At 64.1% G+C, this 19,228-nt stretch carries 17 protein-coding genes; 11 read left to right on the top strand and 6 right to left on the bottom strand.

The annotated features are described in order from the left end of the window. The first annotated feature begins 151 nt into the window (after positions 1–151). Both AC5ZG1_RS10065 and AC5ZG1_RS10060 read left to right on the top strand, forming a co-directional pair. On the top strand, positions 152–502 hold the full coding sequence (locus AC5ZG1_RS10065; RefSeq protein ID WP_463327876.1) for a hypothetical protein: 351 nt from the start codon (positions 152–154) through the stop codon (positions 500–502). Between the two features lie 222 nt (positions 503–724). Further along, positions 725–2,329 carry an alkaline phosphatase D family protein gene (locus AC5ZG1_RS10060; protein WP_496132743.1) on the top strand — a complete coding sequence of 535 codons (1,605 nt, stop codon included), beginning with the start codon at positions 725–727 and terminating at the stop codon, positions 2,327–2,329. Positions 2,330–2,660: 331 nt separating this feature from the next. Here AC5ZG1_RS10060 and AC5ZG1_RS10055 read toward each other — a convergent pair whose 3' ends face one another. The 3 genes from AC5ZG1_RS10055 to AC5ZG1_RS10045 form a co-directional block, all read right to left on the bottom strand. Beyond that, complete coding sequence (locus AC5ZG1_RS10055; RefSeq protein ID WP_028168951.1) at positions 2,661–2,873, bottom strand: hypothetical protein; 213 nt, start codon at positions 2,871–2,873, stop codon at positions 2,661–2,663. A 241-nt stretch (positions 2,874–3,114) separates the two neighbouring features. Continuing rightward, a complete protein-coding gene (locus AC5ZG1_RS10050) occupies positions 3,115–4,353 on the bottom strand; it encodes an aminotransferase-like domain-containing protein (RefSeq protein ID WP_496132742.1) in 1,239 nt (412 codons plus the stop codon). 61 nt (positions 4,354–4,414) lie between these two features. Continuing rightward, on the bottom strand, positions 4,415–4,879 hold the full coding sequence (locus tag AC5ZG1_RS10045; protein WP_456642403.1) for a DUF3124 domain-containing protein: 465 nt from the start codon (positions 4,877–4,879) through the stop codon (positions 4,415–4,417). A 127-nt stretch (positions 4,880–5,006) separates the two neighbouring features. Here AC5ZG1_RS10045 and AC5ZG1_RS10040 point away from each other — a divergent pair, with 127 nt between their 5' ends. The 4 genes from AC5ZG1_RS10040 (at position 5,007) to AC5ZG1_RS10025 (ending at position 10,319) form a co-directional block, all read left to right on the top strand. Then, entirely contained in the window at positions 5,007–6,740 is a 1,734-nt protein-coding gene (locus AC5ZG1_RS10040) for a cation:proton antiporter domain-containing protein (protein WP_463331845.1), read from the top strand. A 111-nt stretch (positions 6,741–6,851) separates the two neighbouring features. Beyond that, complete coding sequence (gene ribB, locus AC5ZG1_RS10035) at positions 6,852–7,925, top strand: 3,4-dihydroxy-2-butanone-4-phosphate synthase (protein ID WP_028168955.1); 1,074 nt, start codon at positions 6,852–6,854, stop codon at positions 7,923–7,925. An 87-nt stretch (positions 7,926–8,012) separates the two neighbouring features. After that, complete coding sequence (locus tag AC5ZG1_RS10030) at positions 8,013–9,227, top strand: acyl-CoA dehydrogenase (protein ID WP_028168956.1); 1,215 nt, start codon at positions 8,013–8,015, stop codon at positions 9,225–9,227. 174 nt (positions 9,228–9,401) lie between these two features. Continuing rightward, positions 9,402–10,319, top strand: coding sequence for an MBL fold metallo-hydrolase (locus tag AC5ZG1_RS10025; RefSeq protein WP_165435259.1), 918 nt, complete (start codon positions 9,402–9,404; stop codon positions 10,317–10,319). 53 nt (positions 10,320–10,372) lie between these two features. Here the strand turns inward: AC5ZG1_RS10025 and AC5ZG1_RS10020 are convergent, their stop codons facing one another. The 3 genes from AC5ZG1_RS10020 to AC5ZG1_RS10010 all read right to left on the bottom strand — a co-directional run bounded on the left by AC5ZG1_RS10020 (position 10,373) and on the right by AC5ZG1_RS10010 (position 14,375). Next, complete coding sequence (locus AC5ZG1_RS10020; RefSeq protein WP_496132741.1) at positions 10,373–11,584, bottom strand: ABC transporter substrate-binding protein; 1,212 nt, start codon at positions 11,582–11,584, stop codon at positions 10,373–10,375. Between the two features lie 251 nt (positions 11,585–11,835). Beyond that, positions 11,836–13,404, bottom strand: a complete 1,569-nt coding sequence (locus tag AC5ZG1_RS10015) for a DUF4403 family protein (protein WP_496132844.1) — start codon at positions 13,402–13,404, stop codon at positions 11,836–11,838. Positions 13,405–13,688: 284 nt separating this feature from the next. After that, a complete protein-coding gene (locus tag AC5ZG1_RS10010) occupies positions 13,689–14,375 on the bottom strand; it encodes a L,D-transpeptidase (protein ID WP_496132740.1) in 687 nt (228 codons plus the stop codon). 279 nt (positions 14,376–14,654) lie between these two features. On the opposite strand from AC5ZG1_RS10010, the gene AC5ZG1_RS10005 reads away from it, so the two are divergent. The 5 genes from AC5ZG1_RS10005 to AC5ZG1_RS09985 all read left to right on the top strand — a co-directional run bounded on the left by AC5ZG1_RS10005 (position 14,655) and on the right by AC5ZG1_RS09985 (position 19,168). Continuing rightward, entirely contained in the window at positions 14,655–15,869 is a 1,215-nt protein-coding gene (locus tag AC5ZG1_RS10005) for an ABC transporter substrate-binding protein (protein ID WP_130226455.1), read from the top strand. Between the two features lie 81 nt (positions 15,870–15,950). After that, positions 15,951–16,805: a branched-chain amino acid ABC transporter permease gene (locus AC5ZG1_RS10000; RefSeq protein WP_028168962.1), complete on the top strand. Its 855-nt coding sequence runs from the start codon at positions 15,951–15,953 to the stop codon at positions 16,803–16,805. Further along, complete coding sequence (locus AC5ZG1_RS09995; RefSeq protein ID WP_028168963.1) at positions 16,805–17,734, top strand: branched-chain amino acid ABC transporter permease; 930 nt, start codon at positions 16,805–16,807, stop codon at positions 17,732–17,734. Before AC5ZG1_RS10000 ends, AC5ZG1_RS09995 begins: the two co-directional genes overlap by 1 nt. Further along, the gene (locus AC5ZG1_RS09990) at positions 17,731–18,474 is read left to right on the top strand and encodes an ABC transporter ATP-binding protein (protein WP_130226454.1); all 744 of its coding nucleotides are present in this window, start codon (positions 17,731–17,733) and stop codon (positions 18,472–18,474) included. The genes AC5ZG1_RS09995 and AC5ZG1_RS09990 overlap by 4 nt, the downstream gene beginning before the upstream one ends. Then, a complete protein-coding gene (locus AC5ZG1_RS09985; protein WP_496132739.1) occupies positions 18,461–19,168 on the top strand; it encodes an ABC transporter ATP-binding protein in 708 nt (235 codons plus the stop codon). The genes AC5ZG1_RS09990 and AC5ZG1_RS09985 overlap by 14 nt, the downstream gene beginning before the upstream one ends. The last annotated feature ends 60 nt before the right edge of the window (positions 19,169–19,228 follow it).

Here is a 19,228-nt window from a genome sequence, read left to right as displayed (position 1 = left end):
CCGTGCCCACAGGATCGGCTGGAATTGTCCGGCCGGCTTCCTACATGATGGGCGTGTCCACTTGGAGTCATTTCGGAGGCGTTCGGTGAGCTCCAGAAATGCAGTTCTGGCCGCCGTTGCCACCGCCGCCCTGGTCCTGAGCGTCCCGGCGATGGCGGACGATTATCGCCCCGGCGACTATTTCAATCTCGACCTCTCCAAGGCCGTGCTGTCGCCTAAGCGGCTCGGTCCGCCGACGGAGTTCGCACCGGTTCCCGTCGAAGCCAAAAGCGATCACAATGATGCTGCACACGTGGTCGCGGAACCGAAGCCGGTAGAGACGAAAAGGGTCAGGGCCGCGCGTGCTGCGCCTGTGCCTGAGCGGTCGGTGCGCACGGAGCGGCGCGTTCCCGCCCGCGCCAAGCTTGCCCGCCGCCACGGCAACCCGCTCGACGCCCAGGCCCGCGACGCCCGCATCCAGACCTGGCCCTGCCGCTCCGGCGGCATCTGCAACTGGCGCTGACGGGCGCGCCCGACAAAGCCTTAAGAGCACCACTGGCGCACACATTCTCCGTCATGGCCGGGCCATCCACGAGAGCGCGCGCGGCTGCAAGACGTGGATGCCCGGGTCAAGCCCGGGCATGACGAGCGCGTTTTCACGAGTCATCCATCTGTCGTAAAACCGTAGGCTGGGAGTCAAGCAGCGCAGGCAACCTTCGTCGCGATTCGACGGAGATCCTGCCTGATGGCGATTGCGACACGCGCCAGGCGCGGCCTGACCCGGCGCCAGGTTCTGATCCGGTCAGGCTCGACCGCCGCACTCGCAAGTCTCGGCACTCTCGCCAAGCCCTATCTCAGCTGCGCCGCCGATCGCCCGAAGCTTCGGTGCGGGATTCAATCGGGTGACGTCTCTGATGATGCCGCTGTGATCTGGTCGCGTGTCGATCGGGCCGCGCGGATGCAGGTGGAATGCGCAGCCGACGAGAATTTCAAGACCATTTTGCGCGCGGCCTCAAGCGACGCGCTGCCTTCAACCGACTTCACCGCAAAGCTCCTCATCGATGGCCTGCCGCCGGGACAGGACATTTTCTATCGCGTGCGCTTTGAATCGTCCGATGGGCTTGCGGGCGAGGCGAGCGGCGGCCATTTCCGCACCGCACCGATGACGCGCCGATCGATCTCCTTCGTCTGGTCCGGCGATACCGTGGGGCAGGGTTGGGGCATCGATCCCTCCCGTGGCGGCCTGCGCAGCTACCGCACCATGCTGGCGAACCGTCCCGACTTCTTCATTCATTCCGGCGACCACATCTACGCCGATTGCCCGGTGCCATCTGAGTTGCGGCTGCCGGACGGCACGCTCTGGCGTAACATCGTCACCGAAGAGAAGTCGGCGGTTGCCAGGAGCCTCGCGCAATTTCGCGGCAACTACAAATACAATTGGTGTGACGCAAACTTCCGCGCCTTCCATGCGGAAGTGCCGATGTTCGCACAATGGGACGACCACGAGGTCGCCGACGACTGGTCGCCGATCGGCAGCGCTGATGAGACCGGCTATGCCGAGGACGGCTCTTCGCGTCTGGTGGCGCGTGCGCGGCGCGCGTTTCACGAATTCATGCCGATGCGCGCTGCCCCCGCGCAGGACGGCCGCGTCTATCGCAGGATCGCCTATGGTCCGCTGCTCGACGTGTTCCTCATCGACATGCGCTCTTACCGCGATTCCACGTGGAATAAAGGCGATGGCAACAGCGACGGCTTCATCCTTGGCAAGGCGCAGCTCGCATGGCTGAAGCGCGAGCTGGTCGCCTCCAACGCCACCTGGAAGGTGATCGCCGCGGACTTGCCGATCGGCCTCATCAGCCTGGATGCGGTCGCGCTCGGCGACGGCCCTCCGGAGCGCCGCGAGCACGAGATCGCCGATCTCCTGTCTTTCATGAAGTGCGCCGGCATCCGCAACACGGTCTGGCTCACCGCCGACATGCACTACACCGCGGCCCATCATTACAATCCGAACCGCGCGGTCTTCCAGAAATTCGAGCCGTTCTGGGAATTCGTCTCCGGCCCGCTGCACGCCGGCACCTGGTCGCCCGGCGTGCTCGACAACACTTTCGGCCCCAAAGCGATGTATCAGAAAGGCTGCAGCGCAGAGCAGGGCGACAACCTCGCTCCCTGCTTCGGCCTGCAATTCTTCGGCCGCGTCGACATCGATGGTGCGACCGGGGTGATGACGGTGACCTTGAAGGACGTCGACAACCGCGACCTCTGGCATCGAGGAGGGCGGAAACGATGCAAACCTCGGGCATTTCACGCCGCGAGAATGCGGACTCACATCCCTCGGCTGTTTGAAATCTGAATCAGAACTCTCCCCTCGTCGTCCCGGGCTTGCGCGCCGCGGCGAAGCCCTTGGGCGTAGCCGGGACCCGGGACCCCATAACCACGGGACTTTGTTGTGTGCTCCGCTGCAACCGCTTGCTCCCGCCAGAACGCCTCCCAGTGGTTATGGGTCCGCTTTCGCGGGGACGACGGCGGTGCAAGGTTTGGGGAATCGTAGGATGGGTAGAGCGGCGCGAAACCCATCATCGTGCGGCTCGCTCTATCGCGATGGGTTTCGCTGCGCTCTACCCATCCTACGCAGGATCGCTGCAAAAAAGAATGGCCCCTTGCGGAGCCATTCTGTTCACGCCTCAGTAGCCGTAATTGTGATGATGCTTCTTGATGATCACCACCTTGTCGTGATGGCGATGATGCCAGCCGGGCCCGCGCATCTCGGCGTGGGCGCCGCGCCAGTGATGATGATGGTCGCCACGCTTGATTACGACGGTCTCTGCATTGGCGATCGACGGAACTGCAACGGCAATCGCGCCGAGCGCTGCAAAGACACAAGCAAGTTTCTTCATGATGTCCTCCTCCATGTGCCGAGACTAAACGGCAGGTCCCGCGGAAACGTTCCGCAGGAACTACAGGAGAATCCTGAACAACTGTTCAGCTAACGTTTGGACATGCGATGGAAATCTCGCTCGTCATTGCGAGCGCAGCGAAGCAATCCATCGCGCCACAAGTGGAGACATGGATTGCTTCGCTACGCTCGCAATGACGGGGGGCCATAGCCATGATGCCGACCGGATCGCCGCGCGGCCTTCACCCCTGCGCGCGTTCGATATTGCCGCTGCGTGTCGGCACGCCGAATTCGCGACGGCAGACGTCGGCGAGCACGGCTACGCCTTCGCGGATCTGCTGATGCGAGGGGCTCGCGAAGCACAGCCGCAGGCGGCTGCCGGACCACGCCTTGTTGGTCGACCATTCCGGTCCCGGATTGATCGAGACGCCGGCGGCGAGCGCCGCCTGGTAAAGCTTGAGCGTATCGACATGATCCGGAAGCTTGACCCAGAGAAAGATGCCGCCCTTCGGCTCTTCGAATTCCGCCACGGTGCCGAACTGCTCGCTCAGCGCCTCCATCAGCGTATCGAGCTTGGCACGCAGGCCGCGCGTCAGCTCCGGCACATGGGTCGCAAAATGCGGCGCGCAATATTCGGCGAGCACCATCTGCTCCAGCGCGCCGGAGCCTGCGTCCGTCTTCAGCGCCAGCATCCGCGACATCACTTCCCAGGGCGCGACGATGAAGCCGACGCGCAAGGCGGGCGCGATCGATTTCGAGAACGAGCCGATATGGATCACGCCGCCCTGCTGGCTCATGGCATAGATCGCGGGCGGACGCTCGCCGCTCCAGGTGAGGTCGGCGTAGCAATCGTCCTCGAAGATCGGCACGCCATAGTCGCGCGACAGCTTCAGCATCTCGGCGCGGCGGCTCTCGGGCAGGATCGTGCCGGTCGGGTTCTGCACGGTCGGGATGGTGTAGATATATTTCGGCGTGATGCCGCGCCGCTTGTGGTCGGCGAGCGCGGCAGCCAGCGCATCGATCCGGATGCCGTCCTGGTCGAGGGGAATGCCGACGGCATTGATGCCGAGCCGTGTGAGCCGGTTCAGCGAGCCCTGATAGGTCTCCTGCTCGATCAGCACGGTGTCGCCGTTCGCCAGCAGCGTGTGGTTGACGAGGTCGAGCGCCTGCAGCGAGCCGGAGACGATCAAGATGTCATCGGCCGTGCAGTCGATGCCGGCATCGCGCTTGAGCTTATGGATCAGGAATTCGCGCAAGGGCCGATACCCTTGCGGGCCGTGGGCGAGGTTATACGTCGCGAGCGCCTTGCCCTCGCGCTTGAGCACCGCGTTGACCGCCTCGATCAGCCCGTCGACCGGAACCCCGTCCGGATCGTTGTTGCCGCCGACAAAGCTGTACTTGGCAAGCCCGGTCCACTTGGCGGCCGGTGCCGGCAGGCCGGCGGGCAACAGCGGCGCGAAATCGAATTGGGCTGACGACATGGACATTCACTCCCGTGTTGTTGTCGTTGAGAAGGCCCGGAGAAAGTCGATGGCCCTCTTGCTAGTTCTTACTGATGATCCTGATCGGTCGTCCCTGGCTGATGAAGGCATAGTGCCCCGGGCCGACGCTGCCAACCATCAGCGCTTCGACAGCGGGTTCGGCGATCTCGCCGGCTGCCGCCCAGTCCACCACGAAATTGGCGCCGGTGCCGCCGCGCACGTCGGAGGTGGGGATGAAGACCTCGATGGTTGCGAACGGCTTCAGCGCGATCGGCGCCTTGAGGTAGCTTTCAACCGGCTTGCCTTCGGTGTCGAAATAGGCGATCCGCTTCAATACAAGGGGCTTGGTCTCGGAGGTGTTGTGGACACTCAATGTCACCGAGAAATCGGCCCTGAGCCTGCCTTGGCTCATCGAAACACTGGAATAGACTGGGACGTAGAAAGAGCCGGAAACGACGAGATTCTCGGCGGGAACAGCCGTCAGCGAACTCGCAAAACCCTGCTCGATGCTGCCGCTTTGCGCCACAGAGGGGCGGGATGCGGTCAGCGATGCCAGAATCGCCAGAAACAGGCTAAGGGCGCGGATGTGACAGATTGCTCGTTTGACCCCCGTGCTTGGGTCTCTAGGTTGCGCTGAGGAGAAGCCCCAAGACATGCATGAACTTATAGGTGATATTACTTTAAGCATCCTGTTCGCCTGGGTGCTCGGCCTGTTAGCTCATTTCTCCCGGCAACCCCTGATCCTGGCCTACCTTATCGCCGGGTTTTTGATTGGTCCATTCGGCACGGGCCTGGTCAAGTCCCAGGAATCGATCAGCGTCATATCCGAGCTCGGCCTGATCTTCATGCTGTTCATGATCGGGCTTGAGATCGACCTGAAGAAGATCGTCCGCGCCGGCAAGGTGATCCTGTTCGCGGCCGGCGGCCAGCTCCTGGGCGGTTGCCTGCTCGGCATCCTGTTTTTCGTCGGCATCGGGCTGTCGATGGGCGGCGGCGGCAAGTTCGACGCGCTCTATCTCTGCGTCGCCTGCGCGCTATCCTCGACCGTGATCATCGTCAAGGTGCTCTACGAGAAGCGCGAGCTCGATACGCTGCCCGGCCGCATCACGCTGGGCGTATTGGTGCTGCAGGACATCTTCGCGATCCTGTTCCTCGCCGTGCAGCCGAGCCTCGACAACCTCCAGATCGGCATCGTCCTGCTCTCGATCGTGCGCGTCGGCGTGCTGGTGGCGACCGCGCTGGTGCTCAGCCGCTACGTGCTGCCGCGGCTGTTCCAGCAGATCGCACGCCGCCCCGAGCTGATCCTGCTCGGCGCGCTTGCTTGGTGCTTCCTGATCGGCGAGGTTGCCGAACGCCTGCATCTATCGCGCGAGATGGGCTCGCTGGTCGCCGGCGTATCGCTGTCGACCTTCCCGTATGCGCTCGACGTCACCGCCAAGGTCACCACCTTGCGCGATTTCTTCATCACGCTGTTCTTCGTCGCGCTCGGGATGACGATCCCGGTTCCCGGTCTCTCGGTGATCGGGCTTGCGCTGCTGATCGCGGCGTTCACCGTGGTGAGCCGCCTGGTCACGACGTTCACGCCGCTCTATCTGATGAAGCAGGGCTTGAGGGCCAGCCTGCTGCCGGCGATCAACCTGGCGCAGATCTCGGAATTCTCGCTGGTGGTGATCCAGACCGGCGTGGCCGCCGGGCACATCTCCACCGCGACCTCGAGCGCCGCCTCCTTCGCTTTCGTGGTGTTGGCGGTGCTCAGCACCTTCGCGATCACCAGGAGCGGGGAGATCACCCGATCCCTGATCGGGCCATTGAAGCGGATCGGGCTTCGCGACCTCGATCAGGCCCACCCTGTGGAAGCGGATGGCCCCGAGGGCGGCCACGGCGCGCCCCGCCGGATCGTCATCCTCGGCTTTTTTCGCGCCGCCAGCGCCCTGCTCAGCCAGATCGAGCGGCAGAACGAGGCGCTGCTGGAGCAGATCAGCGTCATCGACTTCAACCCGCTGGTGTTCAGGACCTTGAAAGATCGCGGCCTGCAGGTGATCTATGGTGATATCAGCAACGTCGATACGCTGGTGCATGCCGGCATCGGCAAGGCCGAGATCATCATCCTGAGCGTGCCGGATTCGCTCCTGGTCGGCGCCAATAATGAGAAGCTGGTCCGCCATGTCCGGAGCCTCAATCCGACCGCCAAGATCGTCGCGACCGCCGATTTCCTGGCTGACGTGAACGATCTCTACGCCGCCGGAGCCGACTACGTGACGGTGACGCGGATCAGCGACGCGAGCGAGCTGTTCTCGGTGATCGAAGCGGCGGACGCCGGTCTCTTGGCAGAGAAGCGCGCCGAGATGGATGTGCAGCTCGCCGAGCGGCGCGAGGTGTTGCCCTAGATGCTGGTGGGCGGAATGCATGCTGGTATGCCTGCTACCATGCGGATTGATGCTGGCGCGGGCTGCCGGTTCCGGCTAATGCACTGGCAGCAAGAAGCGAGATTTTGACACATGGCCGATACGATCCAGGAAGTGTTGCAAGCCTTTGCGAAGGGCGAACTCGTCGTCGTCACCGATGACGAGGATCGGGAAGGCGAGGGCGATCTGATCGTCGCGGCCTCGCTCTGTACTGCCGACAAGATGGCCTTCATCATCCGCCACACTTCCGGCATCGTCTGCGCGCCGATCACCACCGACGACGCGAAGCGGCTGCGGCTCGACCCGATGGTCGCGCACAACGATTCCAGCCACACCACTGCCTTCACCGTCTCGATCGACTACAAGCCCGATGGCGGCACCGGCATTTCGGCCGACGAGCGCGCCTCCTGCTGCCGCGCGCTCGCCAATCCCAATGCCGGCGCCAACGATTTTGCCCGGCCGGGCCACATCTTCCCGCTGATCGCCCGCGACGGCGGCGTGCTGCTGCGCTCCGGCCATACCGAAGCCGCGGTCGACCTCTGCAAGCTCGCCGGCCTGCCGCCGGTCGGCGTGATCAGCGAATTGATGAACGACGACGGCACGGTGATGAAGGGCGAGCAGGTGGCCCGCTTTGCCGCCGCCAACAAGCTCAAGCACGTCACGATCGCCGATCTGATTGCCTATCGCCAGGCCCGCGAGAAACTGATCGAGCGGGTCGCGACGTTCACGACCGACAGCCCGATCGGCCCGCTGCAGGGCTATGCCTACCGCTCGCCATTCGACGAGATCATGCACGCCGCCTTCGTCTATAACGGCATCGGCGACGGCAAGAACGTGCTGACGCGGCTGCACAAGCCGAACATCGTCAAGGACATCTTCACCGGTGGGGCGCGCATGGAAGCCGTTCTGCGCCAATTCAAGAACGCTGGCCGCGGTGTGCTGGTCTACTTGCGCGACGGCGCGGCGGGTGTTCCCGTTGAGCCCGTTGGCACGCAGACTGCGGAGGCAGATCGCAACCGGCAATGGCGCGAGGTCGGCGTCGGCGCACAGATCCTGCGCGATCTCGGCGTCACCTCGATCCGCAATCTCACCTCATCCGTGCATGACTACAAGGGATTGTCCGGTTTCGGCATCGAGATCGTCTCCAACGAGAAACTCGAAAGCTGACCAGGGGAACCCAATGCAATTGCGCTTCCACTCACGGCGCTTTAATTTATCGGGTAATTCCGAAACGACGAGACGAAAGGGATCTTCATGAGCGTGCGCCCCCAGGCCAAGGACAAGCCGGCTGCGGCTTCTTTCCAGTGGGATGATCCGTTCCTGCTCGATGACCAGCTCACCGAAGACGAACGCATGATCCGCGACACCGCGCGCGCCTATGCGCAGGACAAGCTGCTGCCCCGCGTCATCAACGCCTATCTGGAAGAGAAGACGGATCGCGAGATCTTCAACGAGATGGGGGAACTCGGCCTGATCGGCGTCACGCTGCCGGAGGAATATGGCTGCGCGAATGCGAGCTATGTGGCCTATGGCCTCGTCGCACGCGAGATCGAGCGGGTCGATTCCGGCTATCGCTCGATGAACTCGGTGCAGACCTCGCTGGTGATGTACCCGATCTATGCCTATGGCGATGATAACCAGCGCAAGAAATATCTGCCCAAGCTCGCCACCGGAGAATGGGTCGGCTGTTTCGGCCTGACCGAGCCGGATGCGGGTTCCGATCCCGGCGGCATGAAGACCCGCGCCGAGAAGGTTTCCGACGGCTACCGGCTGACGGGCAGCAAGATGTGGATCTCGAACGCGCCGATCGCCGACGTCTTCGTAGTGTGGGCGAAGTCGGCCGCGCACGACAACCAGATCCGAGGCTTCATCCTGGAGAAGGGCATGAAGGGCCTCTCCGCGCCGAAGGTCGGTGGCAAGCTGTCGCTGCGCGCCTCCATCACCGGCGAGATCGTGCTTGATGGTGTGGTGGTTCCGGAGAGTGCGCTGCTGCCCAATGTTTCCGGTCTCAAGGGGCCGTTCGGCTGCCTCAACCGCGCCCGCTACGGCATCTCCTGGGGCGCGATGGGCGCCGCGGAAGACTGCATGCACCGCGCGCGGCAATATACGCTCGACCGCAAGCAGTTCGGCCGCCCGCTCGCCGCGACGCAATTGGTGCAGAAGAAGCTTGCGGATATGGAGACCGAGATCGCGCTCGGCCTGCAGGCCTCGCTTCGCGTCGGCCGGCTGATGGACGAGGGCAAGATGGCGCCGGAGATGATCTCCATCGTCAAGCGCAACAATTGCGGCAAGGCCCTCGACATCGCCCGCATGGCGCGCGACATGCACGGCGGCAACGGCATCCAGATCGAGTATCATGTGATGCGCCACGCCGCGAATTTGGAAACCGTGAACACCTATGAGGGCACCCACGACGTGCACGCGCTGATCCTGGGCCGCGCCATCACCGGCATCCAGGCGTTTTCGTAAGCGCTGATCTTGTGGAGCGATATGTAACCCCTTTCTCCGTCATGGCCGGGCTTGTCCCGGCCATCCACGTGTGAGCTTCCGGAAAGAAAGCGCGTGGATGCCCGGGACATCTGCGCGAAGACGCGCTTCGCGCTTTTGCCCGGGCATGACGGAATCAGCGTCAGGTGTGCAGCCATGGCCGACAACGACGACATCCCGTTCAACCGCGATTTTCCGCTGCAGCCCGGCGTGGTCGACGAAGCCCGCCCCGGCGTGCGGCGCGTCCTCTGCAACAATCCGAGCCCGTTCACCTTCACCGGCACGGTCAGCTACATCGTGGGCCAGGGCAATGTCGCGATCATCGATCCCGGCCCGGATGATGAAGCGCATGCCAAGGCGCTGCTCGATGCCGTGCGCGGCGAGACCGTGACGCACATCCTAGTCACCCACACCCATCGCGACCATTCGCCGAACACCGCGCGGATCAAGCAGGCGACCGGCGCGCCCGTTTATGCCGAGGGCCCGCACCGCGCTTCGCGGCCGCGGTTCGAGAGCGAGAAGCATAATCCGGAGTCCGGTGCCGACCGCGACTTCAGGCCGGACATCGAGGTCAAGAGCGGCGACGTGATCGAAGGTTCCGGCTGGGCGCTGGAGGCGGTGGCGACGCCGGGCCATACCGCCAATCACCTCGCGTTCGCCTGGCCCGAGCGCGGCATCAATTTCGTCGGCGATCACGTGATGGGCTGGTCGACCTCGATCGTGGCGCCGCCGGACGGATCGATGATCGACTACATGGCTTCGCTGGAACGGCTGGAGCAGCGGCCGGAGGAACTCTATTTCTCGGGTCATGGCCCCGAAATCACCGAAGGGCCGCGCTACGTCCGTTTCCTGGCGCGGCACCGGAAGGCGCGCGAGGCCTCGATCCTGCATCGCCTCGCCAAGGGCGAAGCCGACATCCCGACCATGGTGCGCGCGATCTATATCGGCCTTGATCCGCGGCTAACCGGCGCTGCCGGCTATTCCGTGCTGGCGCATCTGGAGGATCTGGTCGCCCGAGGGATCGTCACGACCGACGGCGATCCGGTGATCGGGGGAACATACCGGTTGGCGTGATGCGCAAATGACGGATGGGGCGGTCCATCCGCCATTCGCCTACGTCGTGCGCGTCAGTGCGTCACCAGCGGGCAGCCGCCCTTGTCGAGCGGACGGAACGCTTCGTCGCCGGGCACGGTGGCGAGCAGCTTGTAGAGGTCCCATTCGCCCTTGGATTCCGAGGGCTTCTTCACCTCGAACAGGTACATGTCGTGCACCATCCGCCCGTCGATGCGGATCTTGCCGTTTTTGGCGAAGAAATCGTTCACCGGCGTCGCCCGCATCTGCGCCATCACTTTCGGCGCCTCGTCGGCACCGATGGCCTCGATCGCCTTGAGGTAATGCATCGTCGCCGAATAGAGCCCGGCCTGGATCATGGTCGGCATGTGCCCGACCTTCTCATTGAAGCGCTTCGAGAAGGCCCTCGTCTCGTCGTTCATGTCCCAGTAGAAGGCATCCGTCACGATCAGGCCCTGGGTGGCCTGGATGCCGAGCGAATGCGTGTCGGTGATCTCCTGCAATAGCGCGATCATCTTCTGGCCGCCCTGGGTGAGGCCGAATTCGGCGGCCTGCTTCAGCGCATTGGTGGTGTCGCCGCCGGCGTTCGCGAGCGCCACGACCTTGGCTTTCGAGGCCTGCGCCTGCAGCAGGAAGGAGGAGAAGTCGGAGGTGTTGAGCGGGTGGCGCACCTCGCCGAGCACCTTGCCGCCGCTTTCCTTGACGACGTTGGCAGCGTCGCGCTCGAGCGCCATGCCGAACGCATAATCGGCGGTGACGAAAAACCAGGTGTCCTCGCCGCGCTTGACCATCGCCTTGCCGGCGACGTTCGACAGCGCATAGGTGTCGTAGGTCCAGTGCACGGTGTTCGGCGAGCAGGCGACGCCGGTGAGGTCGGACGTGCCGCCACCGGAATTGATATTGATCTTGTTCTTCTCGCGCGTCAGCGCCGAGATCGGCAGCGCGACCGAGGAGGTCGGCACGTCGAAGATCGCATCGACCTTCTCGTTATCGTACCAGTTCCTGGCAATGGCGACGCCGACGTCCGGCCTGTTCTGATGGTCGGCCGAGACCACCTCGACCGGCTTGCCCTTCACCTTGCCGCCGTAGTCGGCGACCGCCATCTGCACCGCGGCGACCGAGCCCTTGCCGGTGGCATCGGCATAGAGGCTGGACATGTCGGTGAGCACACCAATTTTGACCACGTCGTCGGAAATCTGGGCGTTGGCGGCGCCGCCGGAAGCGGCAAGCGCGAGACCCGCCGCAAGGGCGGCCGCAAGCGGTTTCATCGTTTCTTCTCCCTGGCTTCTTGTTGAGGATTATCATTAACGCCGCCAGTTCTATCCGGTGCCATCACGGCGGCAAAGCCCGGGACCGCGAACAAGGCCGCAGGGGAGGTTTGCACGCGCGCAGCCCGTAGCCGGGTGGAGCGCAGCGCAACCCAGGACGTCTGTATCAGCACTGACAAGCGGCGCCCCGGGTTACGCTTTCGCTCCACCCGGGCTACGGCGTCCCCGCAAGAGCGGGGCGAGGGAGAACCTCAAAGGGTCGGCAGCTTCTTGATGGAGACGTCGATCGCGCCTTCGGTTTCCACGATCACGCGCAGCGTCTTGGAATCGAAGGCGATGCCGGCGAGTCTCAGGCTCGTGATCTCGGTCGAAACCTTCACGCCGTCGTCGTTCTTCTGGTAATCGGCGATCGCGGCGGCGAGCTTCTCGCGGGCGTTGCTCGCGAACGGCTTCAGGTCGACGGTCATCTTCTCCGCGAGTGCGCGCTGCAGCTGCGGCACGGCGGCGCGCGCCGCAGCACCCAGCAGGCCGAAGGCGGCCTCGGATTCGACCGCCAGCTCGATATCGGTCAGCCGCACGATCTGCTGCGCCTGGTCCAGCACCGGCCGTCCCCAGATGTGCACGGTGGCCTCGGCGCCGAAGCCGAAGAAGCTCTTCTTCTCCTTTGCGTTCGCCAGCAGCGAGATCAGAAGGCGATCACCGGAGGCCGCCACGCTCGCGTGCTTCACCGTGACGTCGACCGGACCGGAGCCATCCTCCGGGAAGGTCTTGCCGGCGAGCTGCGCCTCCAAAAGCTTTGTCAGCGACACAAAGGACATGTCGACAGGCATGCCGATGCTGACATGGCCCGGCGTCTGCGGTCCGATCAGGATCGTCGCCGGGAACGGGCAGTCCGGCTTGGTCGGCGCCTCCGTGATCCGGGTCTCCGCTTCGATGCCGAGCGTCAGCGTTACCGCAGACGCGTCGACGCGCGGCTGCGCCGCCAGCGCACGGATCGGGCGAAGCTCCAGCCACATTGGCGGCATGTTGGCGACCGCACCCGCGCCCTGCAGCGGGATCGAGCGGCAGGCTTTCGCCCATTGCGCGCGCGCATTCTGCTCGAAGGTCGGATCGTTGCGCATCTTCGTCTGCACGGCGGTCAACTGGTCGGCGACGGTCTTGTCGATCAGCGGCTTGACCTGCGCCGGCACGTTGACGCGGACGCCTGCGACCGACAGGCCGGTGTCGCCGAGATTGACCTGCGCCTGTAGATTTGGCTCGATACGCCAGGCTGCGGCCAGCCGGGGCCGCGAGGTGACGACCACATTGCCTTTGATCTCGGCGTTGGCATTGATCTGTTTGATGTTGATGTCGCCGATCTGCTTGGCCGCATTGGCGCCGAGCAGGCTACCGAGCACGTCGCCGATCGCGCCCGTCGCCTTCGCCGACAGCGAGCCTGTGACGTTCAGCGCACCCGTCAGCGGCGTGGTGAGCGACAGCACGTCCTCTGCTCCGGTCGCCGCGATCGGCCCACGCGAGGCGGTCCAGCCGATATCGGCATTCTGCAGGATCTGCGGCACCGGATTGTCGGCCTTGCCGTTGAAATTCTTCGGCGTACCGCGGTCGGCGACGTCGCGGATCGCTGACAGCGCAATGGCGACCGGCGCCATCACCACCGAGCTGCGCGGCGCCGGCGGCAGCGGCGGCAATTCGGCCAGCGGCGGTGCCGGCACCGCGGCATGCGGCGACAGCCAGTCCATAGCCTTCAGGCTGATCAGGAACGACGCCGCAATCACCACGACGCCAATCACTATCGTCTTCGGACGCATCGGCAGACGCATCATTCCCCCGGATCGAGAAACCCCCGATTCGCTTATTATAGGGAAGGGGAAAGATGCGCCAGTGCGGCGGGTCGGTGTCCGTGTTGCGGCGTTTCTGGGTCGCGCGCCGTTTGGCTGAACATGGCCGTCCGTAGCCCGGGTGAAGCGTCAGCGTAACCCGGGACCTGCGGCGCGGATGCAGACGTCCCGGGTTGCGCTGCGCTCCACCCCGGCTACGAGAGCCCGCGAAATGAAAACGGCTCCGGCCAATGCCGGAGCCGCTCTTGAATCCAGTCTTTCAGCGCTTATCGCACCGTCGTACCGAGATCGGCGCGGCGGTCGGTCATCGGCAGCACGATCACCTTGGTTCCGACGTTGACGCGGGAATAGAGATCGATGACGTCCTCGTTGATCAGCCGCAGGCAGCCGGAGGAAACGTGGGTGCCGATCGTCTCCGGCGCATTGGTGCCGTGGATGCGATAGACGGTGCCGCCGAGATACATGGCGCGGGCGCCGAGCGGGTTGCCGGGGCCGCCGGCCATGTAGCGCGGCAGGTAGGGCTGGCGGGCGATCATTTCCGGCGGCGGGGTCCAATCCGGCCATTCCGCCTTCTTGGTGATGGTCTGGACGCCGGACCAGGTGAAGCCGTCGCGGCCAACACCGATGCCATAGCGCAGCGCCTGGCCGTTGCCGAGCACATAATAGAGATAGGTGTGCGGGGTATCGATGATGATCGTGCCGGGCGCTTCACGCGTCGCGTAATTGACCACCTGGCGGCGCAGGCGCGCGGGCAGTTCGAACCGGCCCTCACCCTGCGGCGGCGTAGCCTCGACGGATGGCGGCGGCGCGGCTTCGGTCGGCGGCGTCATGAGGAACGGGAAGAACGGCAGTGGTGCGGCCGCGCTCGATGTAGAAAAACCAATGGTGCCAATCGCCAGCGCGCCAAATGCGGCGGCGACGAGACGCGAGTTTCGCTTAATGGAATTAAACATTATCGACCCCTGTCTGACTACACCCTGTGGCGCCGCTTGCGGTTTAGCGCCTCGTTGATGTGATCCAATACAGGTCAAGCGTTTCGGGACATTTGCACGAAATCGCCAAAATGGTTTCGTGGGGGTAAGGAATTGTTTCGTTAAGATTTCGTCGCTGCGCGCCGGCTGCCCAACCTACGTTCTTGACTTGCCGTTTGCGTCGCGGGCAAACTGTTGGTCCAATTAAAAGAAAAACAAACGCATCAGGCAAAAAGACCTGTTGCGGCAGGGAGTTTAGAAATGAAGCCATTCTTGAAATGGCTCGCAGCCGCGAGCATTCTCGGTCTCGGTTTTTCCGCCCAAACCGCTTTAGCCCAGCAGCCCATCCGTATCGGTGTGCCGACCTCCATCCAGCTCCAGGTCGGGCGCGACACCCAGAATGCAGCGAAGCTGGCGGCCGACGAGATTAACGCCAAGGGCGGCGTGCTCGGCCGCAAGCTCGAGATCGTCGTCGCCGACGAAACCGAGAACCCCGAGCAGGGGATTGCCGCGATAAAGAAGCTCACCGCCGACGACAAGGTCGACGTGCTGATCGGCGGCTACACCTCCGGCGTCACGCTGGCGCAATTGCCGCACATCTCCCGCGCCAAGACCATCTATATCGGCGTCGGTGCCGCTTCGCCCGCAATCACCGCGAAGGTGAAGGCCGACTACGACAATTACAAGTATATTTTCCGCGCCTTCCCGATCAACGCGGCGCACCAGGCCCGCGCGCTTGTCGACTTCATCAATGGCAAGCTCAAGGACGACATGAAGTACACCAAGATCGCGATCGTCGGTGAGAACGCGAAATGGGTGCAGGATCTGGTGCCGATCCTCAAGAAGGGCGCGATCGACGGTGGCACCGAGGTGAAGCTCGCCGAATTCTTCGACACCTCGACCGCGGACTTCTCGCCGCTGTTTGCCAAGGTCAAGGACAGCGGCGCGCAATACCTGATCGTGATCCTCTCGCACGCCTCGTCGGACGTGTTCGTCAAGCAGTGGCATGACGCGCAGGTGCCGATCCCGATCGGCGGTATCGACGTCAAGAGCCAGGACGCCGACTTCTTCAGCCGCGTCGGCGGCAAGGCCAACAGCGAAACGGTTGGCATGTTCGCGATCCGCGCGCCGCTGACGCCGAAGACCATTCCGTTCTGGGATGAATTCGTCAAACGCTACGGCACCGCGCCTGTCTATACCGGCATCGGCGCCTATGATGCGGTCTACGTCTATGCCGACGCGGTTGCCCGCGCCAAGTCGACCGAAGCCGACGCCGTCATCAAGGAACTTGAGAAGACCGACCATGTCGGCATCGCCGGCAAGCTGGTGTTCGACGAGTTGCATGATGTCAAGACCGGCCCCGGCCTGCAGAACCTCTTGTTCGTGCAGTGGCAGCCGAACGGCGAGCGCGTCGTGGTCTGGCCAAAGGAAGCGGCCACCGGCAAGATGATCGCTCCGCCCTGGATGAGCAACTGATCGCGTCTGTTCTCGTTGGTCGATCGGCTCACCTAGTGGTGTGGCCGGTCGCCCCGACTCGCGACGTTCGACAGGGATAACATGCTTGAAATTCTGATCTATGGCGCGGTGTCGAGCGCGATCTATGCCATGCTCGCGGTCGGCTTCACGCTGATCTTCGGTGTGGCGCGGATTCTCAACCTCGCCCATGGCGCGTTCTACGCGCTCGGCGCCTATGCGGCCTATGTCTTCACCGGCCTGTTGCATTGGCCATTGCTCATCGCGGCACCGCTCGCGGTGCTGGTGGTTGCACTGTTCGGCGTGTTGATGGAGCGTTTCCTGGTCCGTCCGCTGCGCTATTCGCAGCTCGCGGTCCTCATGATCACGCTCTCGGTGTCGCTCGCGGTCGAGCAGGGGTTGTTCATCACCTTCGGTTCCGAATACCGCAACGTGCCGTCCTTCGTGGCGGACAAGATTTCCATCGGCGGCGTCGACATCGGCGGGCAGCGGCTGCTTGCCTTGATCGCCGGCGTGCTGGTGCTCCTCCTGCTGTGGTTGTTCATCCAGCGCACGCGGCTTGGGGCTGCGATCCTCGCGGTGTCGCAGGATCCGGAGGCCGCGCAATATATGGGCATTCCCACCAACCGCATCTTCTCGGTGGTGATGGCGATCTCGGCCGGGACCGCGGCGCTCGCGGGCGTCCTGGTCTCGCCGTTCCTCACGGTGCAGCCGACCATGGGCTTATTGCCGATGGTGAAGGCCTTCGCCATCGTCATCGTCGGCGGGCTCGGATCGATCCCGGGCAGCATCCTGGCCGCGCTCCTGCTCGGCTATTCCGAGACCATCGTCGCCTACCTCATTTCGTCCTCATGGACCGAACTGGTGTCGCTGGTCGCGGTCGTCACGACATTGATGATCAAGCCGTCCGGATTGCTCGGTCGGCGGGCGGCGTTCTGATGAAGCAGCTTTCTATCGTCGACCTTTCCGGCGCCATCGTCGTCGTGGCGCTATTGGCGCTCGCGCCGGTGCTGCTCAACAGCAGCTATTTCACCGGCGTCCTCACCGTCTGCGTGATCTACGCGATCTGGGCGGCGAGCTGGGACTTCATGTCCGGCCTCACCGGCCGCGAGAATTTCGGACACTCGCTGTTCATCGGCGCCGGCGCCTATACCGCGGGCTTCCTCGCCACCGCTTGGTACGCCAATCCCTGGTACAGCCTGCCGACGGCGGTGGTGGTCGCGGTCGCCTTCAGCCTGATCGTCGGCTTCCCGACGCTGCGGCTGCGCGGGCCGTATTTTGCGCTTGCCATGCTGTCGGCCTCCGCCATCATGCAGCGGCTCTGCCTGATCTTCTGGGAGTATAGCGGTGGCGAGGAAGGACTTTACGGCCTCGATCCGCTGATCCAATCGCCGCTGCACTACTACTGGTTTGTGCTCGCGATCCTCGTCGCGGCAGTGGCGATCCTCACCGCGCTTGCGCAGTCGCATTGGGGACTGTTGCTGCGCGCGATCCGCGGCGACGAAGCGACCTGTCAGGCCGCCGGCATCAACGTCACCTTCTACAAGATCGCTTCGCTGACCATCAGCGCGGCCTTCGCCGGCCTCGGCGGCGCGCTCTACGCGCATTACCAGTTGCAGGTGAGCCCGCCGCTGTTCTCGGTCGTGGTGTCGATCACGGTGATCATCATGGTCTATGTCGGCGGCATCGGCTCGATCTATGGGCCGGCGCTTGGCGCGATCATGCTGACGCTTTTGACCGAACTGCTGCGCACGTTCGGCGAATACCGGCTCTGGGTCTATACGCTGACCTTGATGCTGATCCTGTTCTTCCTCCCCAACGGGCTGATCGCACCGCTGTGGCGGCGGCTGACGGAGCGCTTCCGATGAGCGCCATTCTTGAGGTCAAAGAACTCTCCAAGCGCTTCGGCGGTCTCACTGCCACCAAGAACGTCAGCTTCTCGCTGGAGCCCGGCGAACTCACCGGCATTCTCGGGCCGAACGGCGCCGGCAAGACCACGCTGTTCAACCTGCTCACCGGCTTCATCGCCGCTGATACCGGCAGCGTCCTGTTCGAGGGGCAGGAACTCCGCGGGCTGGCGCCGCACAAGATCGTCAACCGCGGCGTCGCCCGCACCTTCCAGCTTACGCGGCCCTTCCTCGGCATGACGGTGCTTGAGAATGTCGTCGTCGCCTGCCTGTCGCCGCGGGCGCGCGATGCGCACGACAAGGAGGCGCGTGCGCAGGAGCTGCTCGACCAGGTCGGGCTCGGCGCCAAGGCGCGCGAGCCGGTCGAGACGCTGCCCTATGGCGATCTGCGGCGGCTGGAGATCGCGCGTGCGCTCGCGACCAAGCCGAACCTGTTGCTGCTTGACGAGCCCTTCGCGGGGCTCGGCAGCAGCGAGATCGAGCCGCTGGCGCAATTGATCAAGCGGCTGCACCGCGAGCAGAAGCTGACGATCCTTTTGATCGAGCACAAGCTGCGCGAGTTCATGGCGCTGGTCTCTCGCGTCATCGCGATCGATTTCGGCGAGATCATCGCGATCGCGCCGCCGGCCGAGATCGTGCGGAACCCGCGCGTGATCGAGGCCTATATCGGGAAGACGGAGGCCGCGCATGCCTCTGCTTGAAGTCAGAGATCTCAGCGTCCGCTACGGCAAGGCGCTGGCCGTCGAGCAGGTCAGCGTCACCGTCGACAAGGGCGAACTGGTCGGCGTGCTCGGCCCGAATGGCGCCGGCAAGACCACGCTGTTGAAAGCGATCTCGCGGGCGATCGGCTCGACCGGCACGCTGAAATTCAAGGGTGAGACGCTGGAGCGTCTGCCGCCCTATGACGTCGTCGCCCGCGGTATCTGCCACTGCCCCGAGGGGCGGCGGCTATTCCCGGAACTATCTGTCCTGAAGAACCTGCAGCTTGGCGCTTATCTCCGGAGCAACAAGGCCGAGATCGCCGAAGACCTCGAACGCGTCTTCGCGCTGTTCCCGGTGTTGAAGGAACGCCAGCAGCAGCAATCGAGCACGCTGTCGGGCGGCGAGCAGCAGATGGTGGCGATCGGCCGCGCCATGATGGGCCGCCCGGAATTGCTGCTGCTCGACGAACCCTCGGTCGGTATCGCGCCGCGGCTGAAGGGCCTGATCTTCGACGCCATCGAGAAGATCAGGAAGGACGGCACCGCGATCCTGATCGTCGAGCAGGACGCCACCGCGACCTTGCGCATCGCCGACCGCGTCTACGTGCTCGAGCACGGCCGCACCGTCCGCGACGGCCGAGCCAAGGAACTCGCCGGCGACGAATATATCCGGCAGGTGTATCTGGGTGTTTGAGCAGGCCGAGGGGGCGAGCTCGGCTTCACCTCGCCCCGCTTGCGGGGAGAGGTCGAAATT

It is taken from the genome of Bradyrhizobium sp. Leo78 (genome assembly GCF_059512425.1).
The sequence above is the reverse complement of the archived record's forward strand: the minus strand, read 5'-3'. Positions and strand labels throughout refer to the sequence as shown.